General features: G+C 54.0%; 20 protein-coding genes and 7 tRNA genes. 7 read left to right on the top strand and 20 right to left on the bottom strand.

Annotated features, from left to right (window positions below; translation table 11 throughout):
* Positions 1–68: 68 nt before the first annotated feature.
* Positions 69–1,493, bottom strand: a complete 1,425-nt coding sequence (gene miaB / locus URZ40_RS10030) for a tRNA (N6-isopentenyl adenosine(37)-C2)-methylthiotransferase MiaB (protein WP_116341175.1) — start codon at positions 1,491–1,493, stop codon at positions 69–71.
* 135 nt (positions 1,494–1,628) lie between these two features.
* Between miaB and ubiF the strand changes: the two genes are divergently transcribed.
* A complete protein-coding gene (gene ubiF / locus URZ40_RS10025) occupies positions 1,629–2,804 on the top strand; it encodes a 3-demethoxyubiquinol 3-hydroxylase (protein ID WP_316380492.1) in 1,176 nt (391 codons plus the stop codon).
* 108 nt (positions 2,805–2,912) lie between these two features.
* Here the strand turns inward: ubiF and URZ40_RS10020 are convergent.
* The 12 genes from URZ40_RS10020 to nagB all read right to left on the bottom strand — a co-directional run bounded on the left by URZ40_RS10020 (position 2,913) and on the right by nagB (position 9,778).
* A tRNA-Gln gene (locus tag URZ40_RS10020) sits at positions 2,913–2,987 on the bottom strand.
* 36 nt (positions 2,988–3,023) lie between these two features.
* Positions 3,024–3,098 (bottom strand) — tRNA-Gln (locus URZ40_RS10015).
* A 39-nt stretch (positions 3,099–3,137) separates the two neighbouring features.
* Positions 3,138–3,214: transfer RNA gene (locus URZ40_RS10010), tRNA-Met, on the bottom strand.
* 17 nt (positions 3,215–3,231) lie between these two features.
* Positions 3,232–3,306: transfer RNA gene (locus tag URZ40_RS10005), tRNA-Gln, on the bottom strand.
* A gap of 32 nt (positions 3,307–3,338) precedes the next feature.
* Positions 3,339–3,413: transfer RNA gene (locus URZ40_RS10000), tRNA-Gln, on the bottom strand.
* A 23-nt stretch (positions 3,414–3,436) separates the two neighbouring features.
* Positions 3,437–3,521: transfer RNA gene (locus URZ40_RS09995), tRNA-Leu, on the bottom strand.
* A gap of 9 nt (positions 3,522–3,530) precedes the next feature.
* A tRNA-Met gene (locus URZ40_RS09990) sits at positions 3,531–3,607 on the bottom strand.
* A gap of 226 nt (positions 3,608–3,833) precedes the next feature.
* Positions 3,834–5,498: an asparagine synthase B gene (gene asnB, locus URZ40_RS09985; RefSeq protein WP_316380491.1), complete on the bottom strand. Its 1,665-nt coding sequence runs from the start codon at positions 5,496–5,498 to the stop codon at positions 3,834–3,836.
* A 248-nt stretch (positions 5,499–5,746) separates the two neighbouring features.
* Complete coding sequence (gene nagD, locus URZ40_RS09980; RefSeq protein WP_116343890.1) at positions 5,747–6,499, bottom strand: ribonucleotide monophosphatase NagD; 753 nt, start codon at positions 6,497–6,499, stop codon at positions 5,747–5,749.
* A 45-nt stretch (positions 6,500–6,544) separates the two neighbouring features.
* Positions 6,545–7,765 (bottom strand): N-acetylglucosamine repressor, encoded by a 1,221-nt coding sequence (locus tag URZ40_RS09975; protein ID WP_028012354.1) that lies wholly within the window; start codon positions 7,763–7,765, stop codon positions 6,545–6,547.
* An 8-nt stretch (positions 7,766–7,773) separates the two neighbouring features.
* On the bottom strand, positions 7,774–8,922 hold the full coding sequence (gene nagA / locus URZ40_RS09970; RefSeq protein WP_028012355.1) for an N-acetylglucosamine-6-phosphate deacetylase: 1,149 nt from the start codon (positions 8,920–8,922) through the stop codon (positions 7,774–7,776).
* A 55-nt stretch (positions 8,923–8,977) separates the two neighbouring features.
* On the bottom strand, positions 8,978–9,778 hold the full coding sequence (gene nagB / locus URZ40_RS09965) for a glucosamine-6-phosphate deaminase (RefSeq protein WP_028012356.1): 801 nt from the start codon (positions 9,776–9,778) through the stop codon (positions 8,978–8,980).
* Positions 9,779–10,106: 328 nt separating this feature from the next.
* On the opposite strand from nagB, the gene nagE reads away from it, so the two are divergent.
* The 4 genes from nagE to chiQ all read left to right on the top strand — a co-directional run bounded on the left by nagE (position 10,107) and on the right by chiQ (position 16,122).
* Positions 10,107–12,056 (top strand): PTS N-acetyl glucosamine transporter subunit IIABC, encoded by a 1,950-nt coding sequence (nagE, locus tag URZ40_RS09960; protein ID WP_320720486.1) that lies wholly within the window; start codon positions 10,107–10,109, stop codon positions 12,054–12,056.
* Positions 12,057–12,235: 179 nt separating this feature from the next.
* The gene (gene glnS / locus URZ40_RS09955) at positions 12,236–13,903 is read left to right on the top strand and encodes a glutamine--tRNA ligase (RefSeq protein ID WP_041910779.1); all 1,668 of its coding nucleotides are present in this window, start codon (positions 12,236–12,238) and stop codon (positions 13,901–13,903) included.
* Between the two features lie 447 nt (positions 13,904–14,350).
* Positions 14,351–15,748 (top strand): chitoporin ChiP, encoded by a 1,398-nt coding sequence (gene chiP, locus URZ40_RS09950; protein ID WP_320720484.1) that lies wholly within the window; start codon positions 14,351–14,353, stop codon positions 15,746–15,748.
* 47 nt (positions 15,749–15,795) lie between these two features.
* Entirely contained in the window at positions 15,796–16,122 is a 327-nt protein-coding gene (gene chiQ / locus URZ40_RS09945) for a ChiQ/YbfN family lipoprotein (protein WP_316380509.1), read from the top strand.
* Positions 16,123–16,214: 92 nt separating this feature from the next.
* Here chiQ and fur read toward each other — a convergent pair whose 3' ends face one another.
* The 4 genes from fur to ybfF form a co-directional block, all read right to left on the bottom strand.
* Positions 16,215–16,661 (bottom strand): ferric iron uptake transcriptional regulator, encoded by a 447-nt coding sequence (gene fur, locus URZ40_RS09940; RefSeq protein WP_028012361.1) that lies wholly within the window; start codon positions 16,659–16,661, stop codon positions 16,215–16,217.
* A 290-nt stretch (positions 16,662–16,951) separates the two neighbouring features.
* On the bottom strand, positions 16,952–17,482 hold the full coding sequence (fldA, locus tag URZ40_RS09935) for a flavodoxin FldA (protein ID WP_008501067.1): 531 nt from the start codon (positions 17,480–17,482) through the stop codon (positions 16,952–16,954).
* A gap of 155 nt (positions 17,483–17,637) precedes the next feature.
* Positions 17,638–17,925 (bottom strand): LexA regulated protein, encoded by a 288-nt coding sequence (gene ybfE / locus URZ40_RS09930; protein ID WP_014883017.1) that lies wholly within the window; start codon positions 17,923–17,925, stop codon positions 17,638–17,640.
* A 128-nt stretch (positions 17,926–18,053) separates the two neighbouring features.
* Positions 18,054–18,827, bottom strand: a complete 774-nt coding sequence (gene ybfF / locus URZ40_RS09925) for an esterase (protein WP_320720483.1) — start codon at positions 18,825–18,827, stop codon at positions 18,054–18,056.
* A 183-nt stretch (positions 18,828–19,010) separates the two neighbouring features.
* Between ybfF and seqA the strand changes: the two genes are divergently transcribed.
* Positions 19,011–19,559: a replication initiation negative regulator SeqA gene (gene seqA, locus URZ40_RS09920; RefSeq protein WP_163330461.1), complete on the top strand. Its 549-nt coding sequence runs from the start codon at positions 19,011–19,013 to the stop codon at positions 19,557–19,559.
* A 24-nt stretch (positions 19,560–19,583) separates the two neighbouring features.
* Positions 19,584–21,224, top strand: a complete 1,641-nt coding sequence (pgm, locus tag URZ40_RS09915) for a phosphoglucomutase (alpha-D-glucose-1,6-bisphosphate-dependent) (RefSeq protein ID WP_320720482.1) — start codon at positions 19,584–19,586, stop codon at positions 21,222–21,224.
* Between the two features lie 98 nt (positions 21,225–21,322).
* Here the strand turns inward: pgm and potE are convergent, their stop codons facing one another.
* The 3 genes from potE to speFL all read right to left on the bottom strand — a co-directional run bounded on the left by potE (position 21,323) and on the right by speFL (position 25,191).
* Positions 21,323–22,636, bottom strand: coding sequence for a putrescine-ornithine antiporter (gene potE, locus URZ40_RS09910; protein WP_116343898.1), 1,314 nt, complete (start codon positions 22,634–22,636; stop codon positions 21,323–21,325).
* Positions 22,633–24,831, bottom strand: a complete 2,199-nt coding sequence (speF, locus tag URZ40_RS09905) for an ornithine decarboxylase SpeF (RefSeq protein ID WP_320720481.1) — start codon at positions 24,829–24,831, stop codon at positions 22,633–22,635. Before speF ends, potE begins: the two co-directional genes overlap by 4 nt.
* Before the next feature lie 255 nt (positions 24,832–25,086).
* Positions 25,087–25,191: a leader peptide SpeFL gene (speFL, locus tag URZ40_RS09900; protein WP_003858645.1), complete on the bottom strand. Its 105-nt coding sequence runs from the start codon at positions 25,189–25,191 to the stop codon at positions 25,087–25,089.
* Between the last annotated feature and the right edge of the window lie 121 nt (positions 25,192–25,312).

The raw sequence follows: 25,312 nt of genomic DNA, 5'->3' as shown, positions 1-25,312 counted from the left end.
GCGTTGCGGAAGATATTGGGGGCGATGAGAGGAAATACAAGGCCTGCCAAAGCGGCAGGCCTGAAGGATTAAGGCTGGTAAATCCCAACGCCAGAATCGTTTTCTTTGCGGGTACGCGAGATCACGGATTCCGGTGACTCTGCGATACGCAGGCCCATTTCGTCCTCGGTGCGTACCACCTTCGCGCGCAGCGAGTTGGTCAGCACCTCGACAATCTCGACGTCCACGAATTTACCGATCATATCCGGGGTGCCTTCAAAGTTCACCACGCGGTTGTTTTCGGTACGACCGGACAGCTCCATAATGCTCTTGCGGGAGGTGCCTTCCACCAGAATGCGCTGGACGGTGCCGAGCATACGGCGGCTCCAGGCGTTTGCCTGCTGGTTGATGCGCTCCTGCAGAATATACAGACGCTGCTTTTTCTCTTCTTCCGGCACATCGTCAACCATGTCGGCCGCGGGTGTTCCAGGACGCGCTGAGAAGATGAAGCTGTAGCTGACGTCAAAGTTCACTTCACCGATGAGCTTCATGGTGCGCTCGAAGTCATCAGCGGTTTCGCCAGGGAAGCCAACAATGAAGTCGGAGCTGATCTGGATATCCGGACGCGCTTCACGTAGCTTGCGGATGGTGGATTTGTACTCCAGCACCGTATGCGGGCGGCCCATCAGGTTCAGAACGCGGTCAGAGCCGCACTGAATCGGCAGGTGCAGGAAGCTCACCAGCTCAGGCGTATCGCGATACACGTCAATGATGTCGTCGGTAAACTCCATCGGATGGCTGGTGGTAAAGCGGATTCGGTCGATACCGTCAATCGCGGCCACCAGGCGCAGCAGTTCGGCAAAGCTGCCGATGGTGCCGTCGTAGTTTTCCCCACGCCAGGCGTTAACGTTCTGGCCGAGCAGGTTCACTTCACGGACGCCCTGCGCGGCAAGCTGCGCGATTTCAAACAGAATATCATCTGCCGGGCGGCTGACCTCTTCACCACGGGTGTAAGGCACCACGCAGTAGGTACAGTATTTGTTGCAGCCTTCCATGATGGAGACAAAAGCGGTCGGGCCATCGGCGCGCGGCTCTGGCAGGCGGTCGAATTTTTCGATCTCCGGGAAGCTGACGTCAACAACCGGGCTGCGGTTACCGCGAACCTGATTGATCATCTCAGGCAGGCGGTGCAGGGTCTGAGGGCCAAAGACGATATCCACATACGGGGCTCTCTGGCGGATCAGCTTACCTTCCTGCGACGCGACGCAGCCACCCACGCCGATGATCAGGTCCGGATTTTTCCGTTTCAGAAGCTTCCAGCGGCCTAACACATGAAAGACTTTTTCCTGTGCTTTTTCACGAATTGAACAGGTGTTCAGCAGCAGCACATCGGCTTCTTTCGCATTTTCAGTCAGCTGGTATCCGTGGGTGGTATCCAGCAGATCGGCCATCTTGGATGAATCGTATTCGTTCATCTGACAGCCCCAGGTTTTTATATGGAGTTTTTTAGTCATCGACTTGCTCAGCTCAGGATTGCAAGCCGCGTATTGTAATGCTTTGGTGGGGTTGTGACCAGTGTGACGGTTATGTGTCTCATGACCGCAAAAATCCGGTAAACTTAAGGGATTCTCCAAGAAGGAAAAATGACCATGACACTCCAACACACCGAAGTTGCCGTTGTCGGCGGCGGTATGGTCGGCGGCGCGCTGGCGCTGGGGCTGGCGCAGCAGGGATTTGAGGTAACGGTAATTGAGCAGTCGGCACCGCCGGCATTCGATCCCGCCAGCAAACCGGACGTGCGCATTTCCGCCATCAGCGCGTCGTCCGTCGATCTGCTGCGCGGCCTGAGCGTCTGGGAGGCGGTGCTGGCGATGCGTGCGCATCCTTACAGCCGCCTTGAAACCTGGGAGTGGGAAAATGCTCACGTGTCGTTTGACGCCGCTGAGCTGAAGTTGCCGCGCCTGGGCTATATGGTGGAAAACAACGTGCTCCAGCTGGCGCTCTGGCAGGCGCTGGAGGCACATCCGAAGGTGACGCTGCGTATGCCTGCGTCACTTAAGGCACTGCATCCTCACGAGAGTGGCTATCTACTGATCCTCGACAGCGGCGATGAGCTGGCAGTGAAGCTGGTCGTCGGGGCCGATGGCGCTAACTCGCAGGTCAGGGAGATGGCGGGCATCGGCGTTCATGCCTGGCAGTACCAGCAGTCCTGTATGCTGATCACCGTTCAGTGTGAGAATGCGCCGGGCGAAAGCACCTGGCAGCACTTTACTCCGAACGGTCCGCACGCGTTTTTACCGCTGTATGATAACTGGGCGTCGCTGGTCTGGTACGACAAGCCGGCGCGCATTCGCCAGCTGCAGGGGCTGTCGATGGAGCAGTTGCAGCGCGAGATCTTGCTTCACTTCCCGAGCCGTCTGGGCAACGTGACGCCGGTCGCCGCAGGGGCATTTCCGCTCACGCGGCGCCACGCGTTACAGTATGCCCGTGAAGGGCTGGCGCTGGTGGGCGATGCGGCACACACCATTCACCCGCTGGCGGGGCAGGGAGTCAACCTTGGATACCGTGACGTCGACGCCTTGCTGGATGTTTTAAGCAATGCGCGCGGTCATGCGGAGGCATGGGCCAGCCATCAGGTACTCAAGCGCTACCAGACGCGCCGTATGGCGGATAACTTCATCATGCAGTCGGGGATGGATCTGTTCTATGCCGGGTTCAGCAATGACGTAGCTCCGGTGCGCATTCTGCGTAACATCGGATTGATGGCAGCAGAGCGTGCCGGTGGTCTGAAGCGTCAGGCGCTGAAATACGCCTTAGGACTCTAATCATTATTCCCTCTCCCAGTGGGAGAGGGCCAGGGTGAGGGCATCAGGCCGCACAATTCTGAGCAACAAAAACAAAAAAGCCCGCAGAGCGGGCTTATTTGTTTTGAGTGGCTGGGGTGCAGGGATTCGAACCCCGGAATGCTGGTATCAGAAACCAGAGCCTTACCGCTTGGCGACACCCCAATTGCGTTAAACATACGGCTTAACGACTTTTTAAATTGGCTGGGGTACGAGGATTCGAACCTCGGAATGCCGGAATCAGAATCCGGTGCCTTACCGCTTGGCGATACCCCAACAATTTTTTATTACCGAAACAAATCGATAATCTTAATTTGGTGGCTACGACGGGATTCGAACCTGTGACCCCATCATTATGAGTGATGTGCTCTAACCAACTGAGCTACGTAGCCAGTACTGCAGTCTTCGATGGCTGGGGTACCTGGATTCGAACCAGGGAATGCCGGTATCAAAAACCGGTGCCTTACCGCTTGGCGATACCCCAATACCGCGGAGAACCGCAAAATCGAAGAAATATGGCTGGGGTACCTGGATTCGAACCAGGGAATGCCGGTATCAAAAACCGGTGCCTTACCGCTTGGCGATACCCCATCCGTGCAACGCTTACCCGGGAATGGTGCGGGAGGCGAGACTTGAACTCGCACACCTTGCGGCGCCAGAACCTAAATCTGGTGCGTCTACCAATTTCGCCACTCCCGCAAAAAAAGATGGTGGCTACGACGGGATTCGAACCTGTGACCCCATCATTATGAGTGATGTGCTCTAACCAACTGAGCTACGTAGCCATCTTTTTTTCGCGTTACCTTATCGGCGTTGCGGGGCGCATTATGCGTATAGACCCTTGCAGCGTCAACACCTTTTTCAACGAAAATAGCCGGAATGTGACTGTTTGGTTAGGTTGCGAACAGCGTGGCCGAATATTCGGCAATTATTGGTTATTAATCGGTTTTCGGTGGTGAAAGGTGAGGCAAAAAAAACAGGCCCCTGAGGGCCTGTTTGAAATCGTTGTGATTATTTATAGGCGGACTGGTGAACGCCAACCGCGCGTCCTGATGGATCGTTCATCGCCTTAAAAGATTCATCCCATTCAATGGCTTTTGCGGATGAACAGGCCACGGACGGACCGCCAGGAACACATTCGGCAGCGCTCGGAACCGGGAACAGCTCTTCAAAGATCTCACGGTACAGGTACGCCTCTTTCGAGCCCGGCGTGTTGTACGGGAAGCGGAAGCTTGCGGTTTCCAGTTGCTGGTCAGAAATCTGTTTTGCCGCCACCTCTTTCAGGGTGTCGATCCAGCTGTAGCCAACGCCATCAGAGAACTGCTCTTTCTGACGCCAGGCCACGCTCGCCGGCAGGTAGGATTCAAAGCATTCACGCAGAATATGTTTTTCCATCTTGCCGTTGCCGCACATCTTGTCCTCTGGGTTGATGCGCATCGCCACGTCGAGGAATTTTTTATCCAGGAACGGCACGCGCGCTTCCACACCCCAGGCCGACATCGCTTTGTTGGCTCGCGCACAGTCGAACATGTGCAGCGCCTGCAGCTTACGCACGGTCTCTTCATGCAGCTCTTTGGCGTTTGGCGCTTTGTGGAAGTACAGATAGCCGCCAAACACTTCATCAGAACCTTCACCGGAGAGCACCATCTTGATGCCCATCGCTTTGATCTTACGCGACATCAGGTACATCGGTGTGGAGGCGCGAATGGTGGTCACGTCATAGGTCTCAATGTGATAGATCACATCGCGGATTGCATCCAGACCTTCCTGCACAGTGAAGTGAATTTCATGGTGCACGGTGCCGAGATGGTTTGCCACTTCCTGCGCGGCTTTCAGGTCAGGTGCCCCTTCCAGACCCACGGCGAAGGAGTGCAGCTGCGGCCACCAGGCTTCGGAGCGCTCCTGATCTTCCACGCGACGAGCAGCGAATTTCTTGGTAATCGCGGAGATCACGGAGGAGTCCAGACCGCCGGAAAGCAGTACGCCGTAAGGCACGTCTGACATCAGGTGGCTTTTCACGGAATCTTCCAGCGCCTGACGCAGCTCGGCTTTATCCGTCACGTTGTCTTTAACCGCGTCATAATCGAACCAGTCGCGCTGATAGTACGGACGGATTTCACCGTCTTTACTCCACAGATAGCTGCCAGCCGGGAACTCTTTAATAGTGCGGCAGACCGGAACCAGGGCTTTCATTTCGGACGCGACATAGAAGTTGCCGTGTTCATCGTGGCCCATGTACAGGGGGATAATGCCGATGTGGTCGCGGCCAATCAGCCAGGCGTCTTTTTCGCTGTCGTACAGGGCGAAGGCAAACATGCCCTGCAGATCGTCGAGAAACTCGGGACCTTTCTCCTGATACAGCGCCAGGATCACTTCACAGTCAGACCCTGTCTGGAACGCGTAGCGGTCGCCGTACTCGGTGCGCAGCGCCTGATGGTTATAGATTTCACCGTTGACAGCCAGCGCGTGCGTTTTTTTCTCGTTATACAGCGGCTGTGCACCGGCGTTGACGTCAACAATAGACAGACGTTCGTGAGCCAGAATCGCTTTATCGCTGGCGTATACGCCTGACCAGTCCGGTCCGCGATGGCGCATCAGGCGGGACAGTTCGAGTGCCTTTTTACGCAGTTCGCCCGCGTCAGTTTTAATATCCAGTACGCCAAAAATTGAACACATAACCTTCTCCGTTAACCCTGTTGCATTGTGATATTGCTTGCTTATGAAAATGCCGCAAAGGGGGAAGGGGCGCAAGGGTTTTACGGGCTAAAACGGAAATAGTGCAATAGTGATTGTGGAATAGTGAAAAAAGAGTACGTCACTCATCCTTTTATTGATGATTATGCAATAAAACACGCTTTTTGTTAGATAGGGTTTTGTTTGTATGGCTGAAAATGAAAAACCACGCCCTGAGGCGTGGTTCAGTATCAGATAATGTCGATTTCGTCGACGGAGGGGTAAATCCAGCTTGGCCTGAACGGCATTGAGTCAATGTCATCAATCTGCGAGACGCCGGAAAGCACTAAGATAGTTTCCAGACCCGCCTGGAAACCGGCCAGGATATCGGTGCGCAGATTGTCGCCGACGATGACCGTTTCTTCAGAGTGGGCCTGCATTTTGTTCAGCGCGGCGCGAATGATCCACGGGCTCGGTTTTCCGACCACAAACGGCTGACGACCGGAGATTTTTTCGATACCGGCGCACAGCGCGCCGCAGGCAGGATAAAAACCACGCCCGTGCGTGTCCGGGTTGGTGGCGATAAAGCGCGCTCCGCTGGCGACAAAGTAGGCAGCTTTATGCATCATCTCCCAGTTAAAGGAGCGTGTTTCGCCGACAATCACAAAGTCCGGGTTCACATCGGTAATGGTAAAGCCTGCTTTATACAGTTCGTGGATCAGCGCGCCTTCACCCACTACGTAAGCTTTTTTCCCTTCCTGACGCTTCAGAAAATCCGCCGTGGCCATTGCCGAGGTATAAAACACGCTGTCCGGCACGTCGACGCCTGCGGTGGCAAAACGGTTCGCCAGATCCTGACCGGTTTGGGAAGGGTAGTTCGTGAGCAGAACCAGTGGCATTCCTTTGTCGATGATGCGGTGCAGAAACTCCGCAGCACCCGGCACGGCAACGTTGTCGTGCATCAGCACGCCGTCGATATCACAAATTACATTCTTAATGGTCATGGACATTCCGACATCAAAAAAAGAAGGCGTTACTATAAGGTCCGATCAGGATTCCAGCAAATGCTGGAGTAGGATCCCGTTGAGCATGGCGCGCTTGACCAGCGCAAATGCGCCAATCGCCGAGCGATGGTCAAGCTTCGAACGAACCACCGGAAGATTCTGGCGGAATGCTTTCAGCGCCTGGGTGTTAATACAGCCTTCGATGGCGGGCAGCAGCACCTTTTCCGCTTCAACAATCTCTCCGGCGATCACCACTTTCTGCGGGTTAAACAGGTTAATTGCGATAGCGATGGTTTTCCCCAGATGGCGACCTACCTGCTCGATCACCTCACACGCCAGGGCGTCGCCTTTATTGGCTGCTTTGCAGATGGTGCCTATCTTGCAATCGTCCAGCGTGACGCGACTTTGATAACCCTGCTCAAGCAGGTGGCGAACGCGCTGCTCGATGGCCGTGTTGGCGGCAATGGTTTCAAGGCAGCCGAAGTTGCCGCAGTGGCAGCGTTCGCCGAGTGGCTCAACCTGAATGTGGCCGATCTCGCCAACGTTACCGTTGCGACCAATAAATATACGGCCATTGGAGATAATGCCAGCGCCCGTACCGCGGTGTACGCGCACCAGAATAGAGTCTTCGCAGTCCTGACTCGCACCAAAGTAGTGCTCAGCCAGCGCTAAAGATCGAATATCATGGCCGACAAAGCAGGTCACCTTAAAGCGTTTCTCCAGCGCGTCGACCAGCGCCCAGTTCTCAACCTGAATATGCGGCATGTAACGGATTACACCGCTTTCCGGGTCGACGAGGCCCGGCAAAATGACGGAGATGGCGATGAGTTCGCGGATCTTGCGCTGACAGCTTTCAATAAAGTGCGCGATGGTATTCAGCAGCGCGTGTTCCAGCGTCTCCTGGGTGCGTTCGGGCAGCGGGTAGTGCTCTTCGGCAATGGCTTTGCTGCTCAGATCGTAGAGCGTGAGCGTGGTGTCATGACGACCAAGCCGGACGCCAATGGCCTGAAAGTTGCGGGTTTCGGTAATAATGGAGATGGCGCGGCGGCCCCCGGTGGAGGCCTGCTGATCGACTTCTTTGATCAAACCGCGCTCAATGAGCTGGCGGGTGATTTTTGTCACGCTGGCGGGAGCAAGCTGGCTTTGTTCGGCTATCTGGATCCGCGAGATTGGACCATGTTGGTCAATCAGGCGATAAACCGCCGCACTGTTAAGTTGTTTAACGAGATCGACATTACCGATTTGAGCTTGTCCGCCAGGTGTCATACTTTTACTTACTCAGTGACGACCTCGTTACCATTAACGATGGTCTTAATAATTTTATAATCGTGTGTGAATGCCGTCAGGTTTGCAACCATACCTGGTGCAATTCCGCCAAGCTGTTTATCCACGCCGATGGCGCGAGCCGGATAAAGGGTGGCCATACGCAGGACTTCATCAAGCGCAATCCCGCAATGCTCAACCAGATTACGCACCCCTTCAATCATGGTCAAAGAGGAGCCACTCAGCGTACCGTTTTCATCCACACACAGTCCGTTGCGGTAGTATATTGTTTTACCGGCAAAAATGAACTGCTCAATATTTGCACCTGCTGGCGCAGTGGCATCGGTGACCAGGCAGAGCTTGTCACCTTTCAGCCGCTTGGCATTGCGAATGTTGGTGTAATCAACGTGCATACCATCAGCGATAATGCCGCAGTAGACGTCTGGTTCGTCGAGAATCGCTCCGACCAGACCCGGTTCACGGCCGGTAATATACGGCATGGCGTTGTAAAGGTGCGTGGCAAAGGTAATACCCGCACGGAAGCCCGCTTTGGCTTCTTTCAGCGTGGCGTTTGAGTGGCCTGCGGAAACCACAATCCCGGCGGCAGCCAGTTTGCTGATGACCTCAGTGCCGGTCATTTCAGGCGCCAGCGTCACTTTAGCGATTACATCAGCGTTGGCACACATGTAGTCGACCAGTTCAGCATCAGGCTTGCGCACGTAATCCGGATTATGCGTGCCTTTCTTCACTATATTCAGCCATGGTCCTTCCAGGTGCAGACCCAGCGCCTGATTCGGGTGTTTCGCCAGGTATTCGCGCATCACGCGGATACCCTGTTTCATCAGGTCATCACTGCTGGTGATGAGCGTCGGCAGATAGCTGGTGCAGCCTGATTTCTCGTTAGCTTTCTGCATGATTTCCAGCGTTTCAACCGTCACCGCCTCGGCGGTGTCGTTGAATTGCACGCCGCCGCAGCCGTTCAGCTGTACGTCGATGAAACCGGGGGAGATTACTGCTCCATTGAGTGAGCGCTGTTCAATCTCCGGCGGCAGCTCTGCCAGCGGACAAACACGTTCAATCAGGCCATTGGCGATAACAATCGCATGGTCATCCAGAATTTCATGGCCGGTATAAATCCGACCGTGGGTTAAAGCGTACATAACGACCCCCGGTTAAAAAAAGCGGCCGCCTCTTGTGGAAGAGGCGGTTATTCAATTACAGACCTTTGATGTTCTCTGCTTCTAACTCGTTGAAGTATTTCAGCGTTTTCACTTTCAGCTCCATCGTTGACGGTTCGTCGCAGACGATGACTGATTTAGGATGCAGCTGCAGGCAGCTGATGGTCCACATGTGGTTAACGTTGCCTTCAACGGCAGCCTGGAGCGCCTGCGCTTTCACGCCGCCCAGCACCAGAATCATCACCTCTTCGGCATCCAGCAGGGTGCCTACGCCAACGGTCAGGGCGTATTTTGGAACCTGGTTCACGTCACCGTCAAAGAAGCGGGAGTTTGCCACGCGGGTGTCATGGGTCAGCGTTTTAATGCGGGTACGGGAAGCCAGAGAAGAGGCTGGTTCGTTGAACGCGATATGCCCATCGTTGCCCACGCCACCCATAAACAGGTGGATTTTACCGTAAGAACGGATTTTTTCTTCGTACTGACGGCATTCTGCGTCAATATCAGGCGCATTTCCATTCAGCAGGTTAATATTTTCAGCTGGGATATCAACGTGATCAAAGAAATTGCGGTGCATGAAGCTATGGTAGCTTTCAGGATGTTCTTTTGGCAGGCCAACATATTCGTCCATGTTGAAGGTTACAACATGTTTAAAGCTAACCTGGCCCGCTTTGTGCATTTCAACCAGCGCTTTGTACGCGGTCAGTGGAGTACCACCGGTTGGAAGGCCAAGAACGAACGGACGATCGGCAGTAGGCTTGAAGGCATTAATACGGTTAACGATATGGCGAGCGGCCCATTTACCGACTTGTTCAGCAGTTGCCAGGGGAATCAGTCTCATTGTTCACCTCAAGAGTTAAAGTAGAAGAGTGGGCGGATGGTAATCGGAACCTGATGCTTAAGCGTAACCTGGAACCTTTCAGGCCGGATCAATCCGTCTTGATTTTTTGAATGATAAAATAAGTTTTGGCTGTTAGCCAGTGAAAGGGAGGGGGGATTACGATATTTGGTGACAAAAATCACAAAAAATGGGTGTTTAATTTGCGATACGAATTAATTTTTCACACACTCACAATGCCAGTGAATCATCAACTGTATTAATCGTTGTCGACACAATAAAAACATAGTTACTGCACGAGCCCGATAACGGGCCTCGTAGGGGGAATAGGATGAATATTTTAGGTTTTTTCCAGCGCCTCGGTAGGGCTTTGCAGCTCCCTATCGCCGTGCTACCGGTTGCAGCATTACTGTTGCGATTCGGGCAACCCGATCTTCTTAATGTGCCGTTCATTGCTCAGGCAGGCGGCGCTATTTTTGATAACCTGGCGCTGATATTCGCCATCGGCGTCGCGTCCAGTTGGTCAAAAGACAGTGCAGGGGCTGCGGCTCTGGCAGGCGCAGTCGGTTATTTCATCCTGACGAAAGCGATGGTAACCATTAACCCTGAAATCAATATGGGCGTGCTGGCGGGTATCATTACCGGTCTGGTTGGCGGCGCCGTGTATAACCGCTGGGCAAATATTAAGCTTCCTGATTTCCTGAGTTTCTTCGGTGGAAAACGTTTCGTTCCGATCGCGACGGGCTTCTTCTGCCTGGTTCTGGCAGCGATCTTTGGCTACGTTTGGCCGCCGGTGCAGCATGCCATTCATGCGGGCGGCGAGTGGATCGTTTCTGCGGGTGCGATGGGCGCAGGTATCTTCGGTTTCATTAACCGTCTGCTGATCCCTACAGGCCTGCATCAGGTGCTGAATACCATCGCATGGTTCCAGATTGGTGAGTTTACCAATGCGGCGGGCACCGTTTTCCACGGCGACATCAACCGCTTCTACGCGGGTGACGGCACCGCGGGCATGTTTATGTCCGGTTTCTTCCCAATTATGATGTTTGGTCTGCCTGGTGCTGCGCTTGCTATGTACCTGGCCGCGCCAAAAGCGCGTCGTCCGATGGTTGGCGGCATGCTGCTGTCTGTTGCGATTACCGCTTTCCTGACCGGTGTTACCGAGCCACTGGAATTCCTGTTCATGTTCCTGGCTCCGCTGCTGTACCTCATGCACGCAATCCTGACCGGTATCAGCCTGTTCGTTGCCACCCTTCTGGGTATCCATGCGGGCTTCTCCTTCTCCGCAGGCGCCATTGACTACGTGTTGATGTACAACCTGCCGGCGGCAAGCAGCAACGTCTGGATGCTGGTGGTGATGGGCCTGATCTTCTTCGTTATCTACTTCGTTCTGTTCAGCGCGGTGATTCGTATGTTTAACCTGAAAACGCCGGGCCGCGAAGATACGAAAGAAGATGTTGTTACCAGTGAAGCAAACAGCAATACCGAAGAAGGTTTAACCCAGCTGGCGACCAGCTACATTGCCGCAGTCGGCGGTACCGACAACCTGAAAGCGATTGACGCCTGTATTACTCGTCTGCGTCTGACCGTGGGTGATTCCGCGCGCGTGAGCGATGCGATGTGTAAACGCCTGGGCGCGTCTGGTGTGGTGAAACTGAATAAGCAAACCATCCAGGTTATCGTGGGTGCGAAAGCTGAATCTATCGGCGATGAAATGAAAAAAGTGGTCGCCCGTGGGCCGGTTGTTGCCGCCTCAACGGATAGCGCTCCAGTAGCTGAAGCGCCGGTTGCAAAACCGCAGGCCGTGCCAAATGCGGTGACTATCGCTGCGCTGGTGTCCCCGGTCACCGGTGACGTGGTTGCGCTTGAGCAGGTGCCTGACGAAGCGTTCGCCAGCAAAGCGGTTGGTGACGGCGTGGCGGTGAAACCAACGGACAAAACCGTTGTGTCTCCGGCGGCCGGTACCATCGTGAAAATCTTCAACACCAACCACGCGTTCTGCCTCGAAACCGAAAAAGGCGCGGAGATCGTTGTCCATATGGGTATCGATACCGTTGCGCTGAACGGTCAGGGCTTTACTCGCCTGGTAGAAGAGGGCGCTGAAGTGGTGGCGGGTCAGCCGATTCTGGAAATGGATCTGGACTTCCTGAACGCCAACGCGCGCTCCATGATTAGCCCGGTCGTTTGCAGCAACATTGATGACTTCAGCGGCCTGGTCATTCAGGCGAAAGGTCAGGTAGTTGCAGGCCAAACACCGCTGTATGAGATTAAAGGCAAGTAATCGCTCCTGAGTAGAGTCATGCCTTAAGCGGCGGGGGATATCCTCCGCCGCTTTTTTTTGCAGCAAATGCCCCCATTATTTTCATCTGATACGTATTTTCCGTAACTAAGGGTTGTCACTACGTCCGGCTTATAAGATCATACGCCGTTATACGTTGTTTACGCTTTGAGGAATCCACGATGAGTGAGGCAGAAGCCCGCCCGAGTAACTTTATTCGTCAGATCATCGATGAAGATCTGGCCAGTGGTAAGCACACCACGGTACATACGCGTTTCCCGCCGGAGCCGAACGGCTACCTGCACATTGGTCACGCGAAATCGATCTGCCTGAATTTTGGCATTGCGCAAGATTACCAGGGGCAGTGCAACCTGCGTTTCGATGACACCAACCCAGTAAAAGAAGACATCGAATACGTTGAGTCCATTAAAAACGACGTGCAATGGCTGGGCTTCAACTGGTCTGGCGATATCTGCTACTCCTCTGACTATTTTGATCAGCTGTATGCCTACGCGGTGGAGCTGATCAATAAAGGTCTGGCATACGTCGACGAACTGTCTGCTGACGAAATCCGCGAGTATCGCGGTACGCTGACTGCGCCAGGTAAAAACAGCCCGTTCCGCGATCGCAGCGTGGAAGAGAACCTGGCGCTGTTTGAAAAAATGCGTGCCGGTGGTTTCGAAGAAGGCAAAGCGTGCCTGCGCGCCAAAATCGACATGGCGTCTCCGTTTATCGTGATGCGTGACCCGGTGCTGTACCGCATTAAATTTGCGGAACACCACCAGACCGGCAACAAGTGGTGCATCTACCCGATGTACGACTTCACCCACTGCATTAGCGATGCGCTGGAAGGCATTACGCACTCCCTGTGTACGCTGGAGTTCCAGGACAACCGTCGTCTGTACGACTGGGTGCTGGATAACATCACCATTCCTGTGCATCCGCGTCAGTACGAGTTCTCTCGTCTGAATCTGGAATACACCGTGATGTCCAAGCGTAAGCTGAACCTGCTGGTAACAGACAAGCACGTTGAGGGTTGGGACGATCCGCGTATGCCAACCATCTCTGGTCTGCGCCGTCGTGGTTACACTGCCGCCTCTATTCGTGAGTTCTGCAAACGTATTGGCGTGACCAAGCAGGACAACACCATCGAAATGGCGTCTCTGGAATCCTGCATTCGTGAAGATCTCAACGAAAACGCCCCGCGCGCGATGGCCGTTATCGATCCGGTGAAACTGGTTATCGAAAACTACCCGCAGGGTGGAAGCGAGCTGGTCTCCATGCCTAACCATCCGAACAAACCGGAAATGGGAAGCCGCGACGTGCCGTTCAGCGGTGAAATCTGGATCGATCGTGCTGACTTCCGTGAAGAAGCCAATAAGCAGTACAAACGTCTGGTGCTGGGTAAAGAAGTGCGTCTGCGTAACGCCTACGTCATCAAAGCCGAGCGCGTAGAGAAAGATGCAGAAGGCAACATCACCACCATCTTCTGTTCGTACGATGCAGAGACGCTGAGCAAAGATCCGGCAGATGGCCGCAAGGTGAAAGGCGTGATCCACTGGGTGAGCGCTTCCCACGCGCTGCCGGTAGAAATTCGTCTGTACGATCGTCTGTTTAGCGTGCCTAACCCGGGTGCAGCTGAAGACTTCCTGGCGACTATCAACCCGGAATCTTTGGTGATCAAACAGGGTTACGCGGAGCCGTCGCTGAAAGCGGCTGAAGCGGGCAAAGCATTCCAGTTTGAACGTGAAGGTTACTTCTGCCTGGACAGCCGTTACAGTACGGCAGAAAAGCCGGTATTTAACCGTACCGTAGGTCTGCGTGATACCTGGACGAAGATCGGCGAATAATAACGCTGCACTGGTCAATGAGAAACAAACGCCGCTTATAGCGGCGTGTTTTTTTTTAATGATCATATCGTTAAAGTAGACCCGTAATTAGGCCAACTAAAATTTTTGGTCAACGTGGTGCTACTTATTTTTCTAAAAAAAGTTTGTCTTTTTGATAAAACAGAGAGTAAAGACAAATACGTGTTTTTTTACGATCTAATACGTTGAAATTACCTGCTTTAGCCCCGCCATACCTCGCATCCGACTAAATGTTACAAAGCACTACCAATTATGTGCACTTCGTCATAATCCTGACTTTTGCCCACTGAAAAGCATTGATAATTCGCGTCGCGAAAAATAACCTAAAGACGGTAGTTAATTCGAGGGTATTTATAACTACCCCTGACCATTTGGTCTTTTATATTTTCGCCGTTTAAGGCGTTTTAATTCGTCAAAGAGGAATAATCTATGCGTACGTTCAGTGGCAAACGTAGTACGCTGGCGCTGGCTATTGCCGGTGTGACAGCAATGTCGGGCCTGGTGGTGACACCAGAGGCGAAAGCAGCAGGTTTCATCGAAGATTCTACCCTCACTGGCGGTATTTATTACTGGCAGCGTGAACGTGACCGTAAAGATGTCACAGAAGATAAATACAAAACCAACCTCTCTCACTCCACCTGGAACGCCAACCTGGACTTCCAGTCAGGCTATGCCGCTGATATGTTCGGTCTGGATATTGCCGCATTTACCGCAATCGAAATGGCGGAAAACGGCGACAGCGGCCACCCGAACGAAATTGCCTTCTCCTCCAGCAATAAAGCCTATGACGAAGACTGGTCCGGAGATAAAAGCGGTATCAGCCTTTATAAGGCTGCAGCGAAATTTAAATACGGCCCGGTCTGGGCGCGCGGGGGGTATATTCAGCCAACCGGCCAGACGCTGTTAGCGCCGCACTGGAGCTTTATGCCTGGTACCTATCAGGGTGCAGAAGCCGGGGCTAACTTTGACTACGGTGACGCAGGTGCGTTGAGCTTCTCCTATATGTGGACCAACGAGTACAAAGCGCCGTGGCACATCGAAATGGATAAGTTCTACCAGAACGATAAGAAAACCAAAGTCGATTACCTCCACTCGCTGGGCGCGAAGTACGACTTTAAAAACGATCTGGTTCTGGAAGCCGCATTTGGTCAGGCGGAAGGCTATATCGATCAGTATTTTGCTAAAGCCAGCTACAAATTTGATATCGCCGGTAGCCCGCTGAGCACCAGCTACCAGTTCTACGGTACGCGCGATAAGGTCAGCGATGGCAGCGTAAATGACATTTATAACGGCACCGCGTGGCTTCAGGCGCTGACCTTCGGCTACAAAGTCGGTCAGGTTGATTTGCGTCTGGAAGGGACATGGGTGAAGGCGGAAGGGCAGCAGGGCTACTTCCTGCAGCGTATGACCCCGACCTATGCATCATCCAACGGTCGTCTGGATATCTGGTGGGATAACCGCTCCGACTTCAACGCCGACGGCGAGAAAGCGGTCTTCTTCGGCGCCATGTATGACCTGAAAAACTGGAACCTGCCTGGCTGGGCGGTGGGGGCTTCTTACGCATACGCCTGGGACGCAAAACCAGCAGACATGGCGACGCCGGATGCCTACTACGATCCTAACTATCGCCTGAAAGAGTCCTCCTACAGCCTGGATGCTATCTATACCCTGCAGGATGGCCGCGCGAAAGGCACGATGTTCAAGCTGCACTTCACCCAGTATGACAACCACTCCGATATTCCAAGCTATGCGGGCGGTTACGGCAACATCTTCCAGGATGAACGTGACGTCAAATTCATGGTTATCGCCCCATTCACCATCTTCTGATGAGCACACCGGCGGGCTGAGTCCCGCCGGTCTGGAGACTGCACATGATGAAAAAAATCGTAATCGTCGCGTTGCTGGCATCAGGGCTGGTGGCGTGCGCTCAGACTCAGGCGCCAAAAGAGGATTCCCGTCTGAAGGAGGCGTATAGCGCCTGTATTAATACCGCGGAAGGATCGCCGGAGAAAATCGAAGCCTGTCGGAGCGTGCTGAATGTGTTGAAGAAAGAGAAAGCGCATGAGCAGTTCGCGACGCAGGAGAACGTTCGGGTGATGGATTATCAGGCCTGTATTCAGGCGCGTAAAACCGGTAACGATCAGGAAGTGGCGAAGCGTTGCGATAAGATCTGGAACGAGATACGCAATAACAATAAATAAGTTGCTTTACACCCGGTGGCACTTTGCTTACCGGGCTTTTTTGACGCAAAAAAAAGCCAACCTCGCGGCTGGCTCAGAGTATGAACGCTAACTTATTTTGTGTCGTGAGCGTGTTCATTCTCGCGGCAATCCCCTTCAGCGCAGTGACCGTATAGGTACAGGCTGTGGTTGGTCAGGCGAATGCCGTGACGAGCTGCGATTTCACGCTGACGCGCTTCGATGGAATCATCGCTAAATTCAATGACCTTGCCGCAATCGAGGCAGATCAGGTGATCGTGGTGATGCTGCTGGGTCAGTTCGAATACAGATTTACCGCCTTCGAAATTATGACGGGTAACAATGCCCGCGTCATCAAACTGGTTCAGCACGCGATAAACGGTGGCCAGCCCAATCTCTTCACCCATGTCGATAAGACGTTTATAAAGGTCTTCCGCACTGACATGGTGATTGTCTGGACCCTGAAGCACTTCGAGGATTTTTAATCGAGGAAGCGTTACTTTCAGGCCAGCCTTCTTTAATGCGGTATTGTTGTCAGTCATGCGGAATCTGTCCTGTTGCTAAACGATTCACTTCTGAAGGAAGTGACAGAAAATGCACCTGGGTTAATGCGTCTCATTATAGAACTGCCATGCCTAAATGAAAACTGCAAGTCTCAGGCAAAGTATGCTTATAAAAACGTGGTATCACCAACAAACTTGCTCAATGGAAACCACATTTTGCCAGGGAGACATTGTACAGGTCTGGGCGAAAAAGTTAAAAGTTTGTAGCAATTAATTTAATCGGTTTTACCTGGAAAACGGGCGCAACCTGCGTTGCGCCGTAGAAAAAATCAGGCGTTGAGAATATCGTCCAGGTGGAGTTCTTCACGGATCTGCTTAACCCACTTCTCTACACGCTCTGCCGTAAGCTCAGGCTGACGGTCTTCGTCAATGGCCAGACCGACAAAATGATCGTCATCGGCCAGGCCTTTAGAGGCTTCGAAGTGGTAACCGGCAGTCGGCCAGTGACCAACAATAACCGCGCCATTCGGCTCAATGATGTCGCGAATCGTCCCCAGCGCGTCACAGAAGTACTCGGCATAGTCTTCCTGATCGCCACAGCCAAACAGTGCGACCAGCTTCCCGTTGAAGTCCACCTCTTCCAGCGTCGGGAAGAAATCGTCCCAGTCGCACTGGGCTTCACCGTAGTACCAGGTTGGAATACCCAGCAGCAGAATGTCATAGCCCTCGAGATCTTCTTTGCTGCTCTTGGCGATGTCATGCACATCAGCAACGTCTTTACCGAGCTGTTTCTGAATGTTTTTTGCGATATTTTCGGTATTGCCGGTATCACTGCCGAAGAAAATGCCGATGATTGCCATGAGTAAAATAACCTCTTGAAACTTAATGGTATGGTGGCGCAATTCGGCCACGGATAAGGGCAATAATAGCAGAACTGGCAACCCTGCGGAAACCGCTATCGCGCAGGACTGCACTCTGTGCTACATGAAAAGGGCGATAAAGGGGTTTTTCAGACTTATGCCTGGCTGCGAAGCGTCTCAAGCTGAGCGATGAGCATCTCTTCAATAAGCTCGCTGCGGCTGATATTACGCGCCTCGGCCAGCTCGTTAAGCGCATCGACAGCGTCAGCGTTGAGCTTCAGTTCGACACGCTTAAGCCCACGATTTTTATCGCGTTTAAGCTGATTGCGTTTATTGATACGCAGCTGTTCATCGCGCGAAAGCGGATTCGTTTTCGGTCGTCCCGGTCGACGCTCATTCGCGAACAGATCTAGTGTCGTACGGTCCGTTTGTTCTTTGGCCATGATTCTGAGACTTCGGGGGAAACACGCCGCCCTGCTAAAGCCCGGGCGATAAGCGCGCCATCATACATCACCAAAAACGGCACGCCAACGACTGGAAGCCTGTCATCTTCCAGTCGCTCTCTTTTTAATCAATTTGCAGTATCAGCGAGATAGCGGCGGATAGCGCGCAGTACAGCGTCAGGTTTTTCGGCGTGAACCCAGTGCCCGGCCCCGGCAATCACGTGGGCGCGCGCCTGCGGGAACTGTGCCAGCAGCGTGTCGCGGTAAGCGTCGGTAATATAAGGAGAGTGGCCGCCGCGAATAAAGAGAGCAGGGTGCGGCCAGGTGGGGACGGTTTCCCAGCCCACGATGTTGTTGTACTGGTCCCACAGCACCGGCACGTTAAAACGCCATTGCCCGTCAACAAACGATTTCAAAAGGAACTGCACCACGCCTTCTTCATCAAGATGCTCACGCATAACCGTTGCCGCCTGCTGACGTGTGGAAACGCCAGCTGCAGTTACAGCATTAATTGCTGCGAAAATCTCATCATGACGTCGAACGTCGTAGTCCACAGGGGCAACATCAATGACCACAAGCCCGGAAATGCGTTCTGGCGCCAGCGCGGTGAGCGCCATAACCGCTTTACCGCCCATTGAATGCCCGATGAGGGTCACCTTCTGCAGATTGTGCGCATCAAGCGTATCCAGCAGATCCTTCGCCATTGCCGCATAGGTCATTTCGTCTGAGCGGCCGGAAAGCCCGTGATTGCGCATATCAACCTGTAGAATATCGTGATCGGTGACCAAATCGCGGGCCAGCACGCCCAGGTTATCCAGGCTGCCAAAAAGTCCATGAACCAGCACGATGGGGGAATTATTGTTCGGCGATTGTGCAGTTTGCGCTCGGGTATTCAATTTCATGGCAAAGTTCTTTTTTTACGTATGTCAGGTTAGGGTATCATGTTGACCATTCTGCCGCCCGGCTGCAAGGTTCCAGTTTAATCTGACTTTTGCCGCCAACCTGGTTTGACGCTATCCGCTGTTGGGATTTGACCTTATAATCCCAATGACTTGTATTCAGATAAGATATCGCACTGGATTAAGATGAAAACAATCGAAGTTGATGACGAACTCTATCAGTATATTGCCAGCCAGACGCGGCATATCGGGGAGAGCGCGTCCGACATTTTACGGCGCATGCTTAAAATTTCCGCCGCTTCACAGCCTGCCACCCCAGTTACCAAAGATGTCGTGTCTCAGCCGAGCGTTGCTGCACAGGCAAAACCTGCCGTGACGCCGGTAAAAGATAAAGTGCGCGCGATGCGTGAGCTGCTGCTCTCCGACGAATATGCGGAGCAGAAAAAGGCGGTCAACCGTTTTATGCTGGTGCTGTCTACACTTTACGCCCTGGATAACAAAGCGTTTGCTGAAGCGACCGAGTCGCTGCACGGCCGTACCCGCGTCTATTTCGCGGGCGACGAGCAGACGCTGCTGCAAAATGGCAATCAAACCAAACCTAAACATGTCCCTGGCACCCCGTACTGGGTGATCACCAATACCAATACGGGCCGCAAGTGCAGCATGATTGAACACATCATGCAGTCCATGCAGTTCCCGGCGGAATTGATTGAAAAGGTTTGCGGTACAATTTAACCCTTGCATCATAAGGACCCGGTAATGGCAAATCACAGCCGTGCAGGCCAACCTGCACAACAAAGCGATTTGATTAACGTCGCTCAGCTGACCGCGCAGTATTACGTGCTGAAACCGGTCGTGGGCAACGCAGAACACGCAGTGAAGTTTGGTACATCTGGTCACCGCGGCAGCGCGGCTCGCCACAGCTTTAACGAACCGCATATTCTGGCCATTGCTCAGGCCATTGCGGAAGAGCGCGCCAAAAACGGCGTTACCGGTCCGTGCTACGTGGGCAAAGATACCCATGCGCTGTCTGAACCGGCGTTCATTTCCGTGCTGGAAGTGCTGGCGGCAAACGGCGTTGACATGATTGTGCAGGAGAACAACGGCTTCACCCCAACGCCGGCGGTATCAAACGCAATCCTTGTGCACAACAAAAAAGGTGGCGCACTGGCAGACGGGATCGTTATCACGCCATCCCACAACCCGCCGGAAGACGGTGGTATCAAATACAACCCACCTAACGGCGGCCCGGCTGACACCAACGTCACCAAAGTGGTGGAAGATCGTGCAAACGCGCTGCTGGCCGACGGCCTGAAAGGCGTTAAACGTATTTCTCTTGATGAAGCGATGGCCTCCGGCCACGTGAAAGAGCAGGATCTGGTTCAGCCGTTCGTGGAAGGGCTGGCGGATATCGTCGATATGGCGGCGATTCAGAAAGCCGGCCTGAAGCTGGGCGTGGATCCGCTGGGCGGCTCCGGTATTGAGTACTGGAAGCGCATCGCCGAGCACTACAAGCTGGATCTGACCATCGTGAACGATCACGTTGATCAGACCTTCCGCTTCATGCACCTGGACAAAGACGGCGCGATCCGTATGGACTGCTCCTCCGAGTGCGCGATGGCGGGCCTGCTGGCGCTGCGCGACAAGTTCGATCTGGCATTTGCTAACGACCCGGATTATGACCGTCACGGCATCGTCACCCCTGCCGGGCTGATGAACCCGAACCACTACCTGGCTGTTGCGATCAACTACTTGTTCCAGCACCGCCCGCAGTGGGGCAAAGAGGTGGCTGTCGGTAAAACGCTGGTCTCTTCTGCGATGATCGACCGCGTGGTGGACGCGCTGGGCCGCAAGCTGGTGGAAGTGCCGGTGGGCTTCAAGTGGTTCGTTGACGGTCTGCACGACGGCAGCTTTGGCTTCGGCGGCGAAGAGAGCGCGGGCGCGTCCTTCCTGCGCTTCGACGGCACCCCGTGGTCAACCGATAAAGACGGCATCATCATGTGCCTGCTGGCTGCGGAAATCACCGCGGTTACCGGTAAAAACCCGCAGGAACACTACAACGAGCTGGCGGCACGCTTTGGTGCGCCAAGCTATAACCGTATCCAGGCTGGCGCGACCTCTGCGCAGAAAGCTGCATTGTCCAAACTCTCCCCAGAGATGGTCAGCGCAAGTACCCTGGCAGGCGATCCGATCACTGCCCGTCTGACGGCGGCACCGGGTAACGGTGCGTCTATCGGTGGACTGAAAGTGATGACCGAAAATGGCTGGTTCGCCGCGCGTCCGTCCGGTACGGAAGATGCGTACAAAATCTATTGCGAAAGCTTCCTCGGCGCTGAGCACCGCCAGCAGATTGAGAAAGAAGCGGTAGAGATTGTCAGCGAAGTGCTGAAAAACGCGTAAGTGCGGTTCTGGTGCGGGCTGATGCCTCCACCCCGGCCCTCTCCCAAAGGGAGAGGGAGAAAAAGGCCCGGTAAGCGCTAGCGCCACCGGGCTTTTTTTTAACTATGCTTATTCTTCAATTCAAATCTCGGTGACACCAGACCGTACAGCGTCCAGCCCATAAAGGTCACCATCGCGCCATACAGCATCGCTTCCTGGCCGGATGAGTAGAGCGCATAGAAGCTGTAGATTGCCCCAATCAGCGCCACAATATTCGCCGCACGCGCTTTGCGTGGATCAACTTTCGCCACCTTCTGAATGATCGCCAGCGCCGCCATCGACAGAATATACGGAATGATATTCGTCACCACCGCCAGGTTGACCAGCACGTTAAACTGGCTGTTCAGGGACGGGCTAATGGTCATCAGCGACAATCCGCTCTGGAAGATGACAATTGCCAGCATACCCTGCACCGGCGCGTCGGCTTTGGTCACGCGGGAGAAGATTTTTGGGAAGTAACCTTCATCAGCCGAGGATTTAAACACCTGCGCGATGGTGAACTGCCAGCCGAGTAGCGAGCCGCAGCAGGACATCACCATCAGACCCATGATCACTTTCCCGACTTCCGGGGTGAACATCTGGGCAAAGGCCAGCCCGAACGGCGCCGTGGAGTTAGCCAGATCCATGTTTGGCACAATCCCGGCAATGACGTTAGTCGAGACGATATAGATCACCGCCGCGCCCAGCGTTCCGCCGAGGACCGCAATCGGCACGTTCTTCTCCGGGTTCTCTACCACTTCCGCGTTCGCACAGGCGGATTCCAGACCCAGAAAGGCCCAGAGCGTCATGGCGATAGACGAGCCCACTGCCGTAAAGAACGGCACGTGGTGCGGATTCCAGGAGTTGGCGTAGAGCGTTGGGCTGAACCAGAACCAGCCGATGATGCACAGGCCGACAACCGGGATAATCACGCCCCAGACGGTGATGCTGGAGAGCTGACCGGTAATGCGCGCGCCACCAAAGTTGGCCACGGTGCAGATCCACAGAACCCCGATGGTCGCCAGCCCAATTTGTACCGGGCTGAGCGTCACGCCAAACAGCTCCGTGCCGTAGCCGACGGCGGAAATGGCAATCGCCACGTTGGCGATCAGCAGCGATACGCCGTAGGTGTAGTTCGCCATAAAGTTTCCGGACTTACCAAAGGCGTACTCTGCATAGCCGCCCATGCCACCTGACTTGCGGCTGAACATCCCACACTTGGCGAACGCCCACGCCAACGCCATCGATCCTACGGCGGTAACAAGCCAGGAGATAATCGAAATCGTCCCCACTTCGGCGAGCTTGGTGGGCAGCATAATGATCCCGGAACCCATCATGTTGACCATGGTAAGGATAGTCAGCTGCACCACGCCCATCTTATTGGACTTACTCATAATTTCTCTCCTTTCAGCAGCGCGGGCTGAGCGGCGGATTGTTTGATGACGTAGCAGCGAACCTGTTTGCGACCGTCACACTCCTCGACATACACGCCCTGCAACTCCGGCGCGAAGCCCGGCAGCAGGTTGATGCCTTCTTCCAGCGCGGCAAAGTAGCGCAGCACGGAACCACCCCAGACTTCCCCTGGAACCACGCACAGCACCCCCGGTGGGTAAGGGAGCGCACCTTCAGCGGCGATGCGGCCTTCCGCGTTGCGCAGGGAGACCAGCTCGACCTCGCCGCGCAGGTAGGCGTAGTTCGCGTCCTGCGGGTTCATCATCACGCGTGGGAAGTGAGACTTGCGGAACATCTCTTTTTGCAGCTGCTTCACGTTGTGGCGGGCGTACAGGTCATGCATTTCCTGGCAGATCTGGCGCAGGGTGTAATCCGCGTAACGTTCCGGATGTTGTTTGTAGAGAGAAGGCAATACCTCTTTCAGCGGAACATCGCTCTCGAGCAGTTTTTCGAAGCGCACCAGCTGTGCCACAAGCTGCTGCAGCTTGCCCATATCTTCCGCCGGCGTGAGCAGGAACAGGATCGAGTTGAGATCGCATTTTTCCGGCACGATGCCGTTTTCGCGAAGGAAGTTGGCAAGGATAGTGGCGGGCACGCCGAAGTCGTCATACTCCCCGGTGCGGGCGTTAATGCCCGGCGTGGTCAGCAGGAGCTTGCACGGGTCGATAAAATACTGGTGCTCAGCGTAGCCTTCAAAAGCGTGCCAGTTTTCACCCGGCACGAAGTGGAAGAAGCGTAGATCGGTTGCAATCTCCGCCGTGTCCCAGCTTTCCCACGGACGGCCATCCACTGTCTCCGGCACGAACGGGCGCAGATACCGGCAGTTCTCCAGGATCAGCTTGCGCGCTTCGATACCGTTAACCACGCAGTCCATCCACATGTTGCGGCCGCTCTGGCCTTCATGCATGCGGGCGTTGATGTCCAGCGCAGCGAACAGCGGATAAAATGGGCTGGTGGAGGCGTGCATCATGAAGGCATTATTCAGCCGCTTATGTGGGACATAGCGCTGTTGCCCTTTGATATGGCTGTCTTTCTTATGGATTTGCGAGGTCTGCGAGAAGCCAGCCTGTTGTTTATGCACGGACTGGGTGACCAGGATCCCCGGATCGTTTTCGTTCAGCTCCAGCAGCAGCGGCGAGCAGTCGGCCATCATCGGAATAAACTGCTCGTAACCCACCCAGGCCGAGTCAAACAGGATGTAATCACACAGGTGCCCAATCTTATCCACCACCTGACGGGCGTTATAGATGGTGCCGTCGTAGGTACCCAGCTGGATAACCGCCAGACGGAACGGACGTTCGTCGCGCGCGCGGCCCGGCGCCACCTCTGCTACCAGCTCGCGCAGATAGCTTTCTTCGAAGCAGTGGGCGTCAATGCCGCCAATGAAGCCGTACGGGTTGCGCGCCGTTTCCAGATAGACCGGCGTTGCGCCAGCCTGGAGGAGTGCACCGTGATGGTTAGATTTGTGGTTATTACGGTCGAATAGCACCAGGTCGCCCGGGGTGAGCAGAGCGTTAAGCACCACTTTGTTGGATGACGAGGTACCGTTCAGCACGAAGTAGGTCTTATCGGCATTAAAGACTTTTGCCGCATGCTGCTGGGCGATGCACGGCGCGCCTTCGTGGATCAGCAGATCGCCCATCGCCACGTCGGCGTTGCACAGATCGGCGCGGAAAAGCGTCTCACCAAAGAAATCGACAAACTGATTGCCGGCAGGATGGCGGCGAAAGAACTGGCCACCCTGATGCCCCGGGCAGTCAAACGCGCTGTTGCCCTGTTTTACATAGTCGACAAGGGCGCGGAAAAACGGCGGGCGCAGCTGGGTTTCATACTTCTGGGCGGCCGCTTCCAGCTGGCGTCCATAAAAGTCGTTGCTGGTGTCTGAGAACTCAAATACGCCATGAATGCGAGATAAATAGTCTGCCGGGATGAACTCTTCTTTGTGCGTTGCGACAAATACGGGAATGCCAAAACCGGTGGCTTCTATTTCGTCCAGAATACCGCTGGCAATATCCGTAACCGTCAGAACAATGGCGGCAACATCAATATAATCAGAGGCGCGGACATCCACCAGTTCACGTTGGGTAGTAAAGCAATCCGGACATGCACGGCTGGCTGCGATTTTTAAACTTTTCATCTTTCTCTCTTTATTTTAGGTAATAAGCGTCCTTCGATTTCTTGCAAGAAAGAAATCGATAATTTTTCCGGAAAAAAAGCAAAGGGTGGCCGCTGATTAAAATCAGTGAATTGCTTTTTTGATGATTGAAATTCAGTCCGCCCGGTGCGGATGATTCTGAATCAGGATGAATGAGCGCACGAGATAACAGGCAATAGCCTGTAAAATAAGGTGTTTAAGGATAGCCTGTAAGCGAGTGCGCCAGAAGTCGAAGGACTACCGGGCATTAAAGAGATGAAAGTCAAAGCAGTTTCGGTGGGCAAACATCATGATATGTGTTGTCCGCCTTATATGGGGCATTAAGCGATTGTTGTTTTCCATGTTTCATTTTCCTTTCAGTAATTGAAAGCATGGTCATTTTATCCAGAAAAAGCCGATTAACCGTGAGGTAGATCACCGTTAACCGATCAAATCAGAAATAAATATTCGTTTAAAATGAATA

Origin of the sequence: Enterobacter sp. 296B2 (genome assembly GCF_034106185.1) — a bacterium.
GTDB lineage: Bacteria > Pseudomonadota > Gammaproteobacteria > Enterobacterales > Enterobacteriaceae > Enterobacter > Enterobacter cloacae_N.
This window is presented reverse-complemented; position numbering and strand designations above follow the sequence as displayed.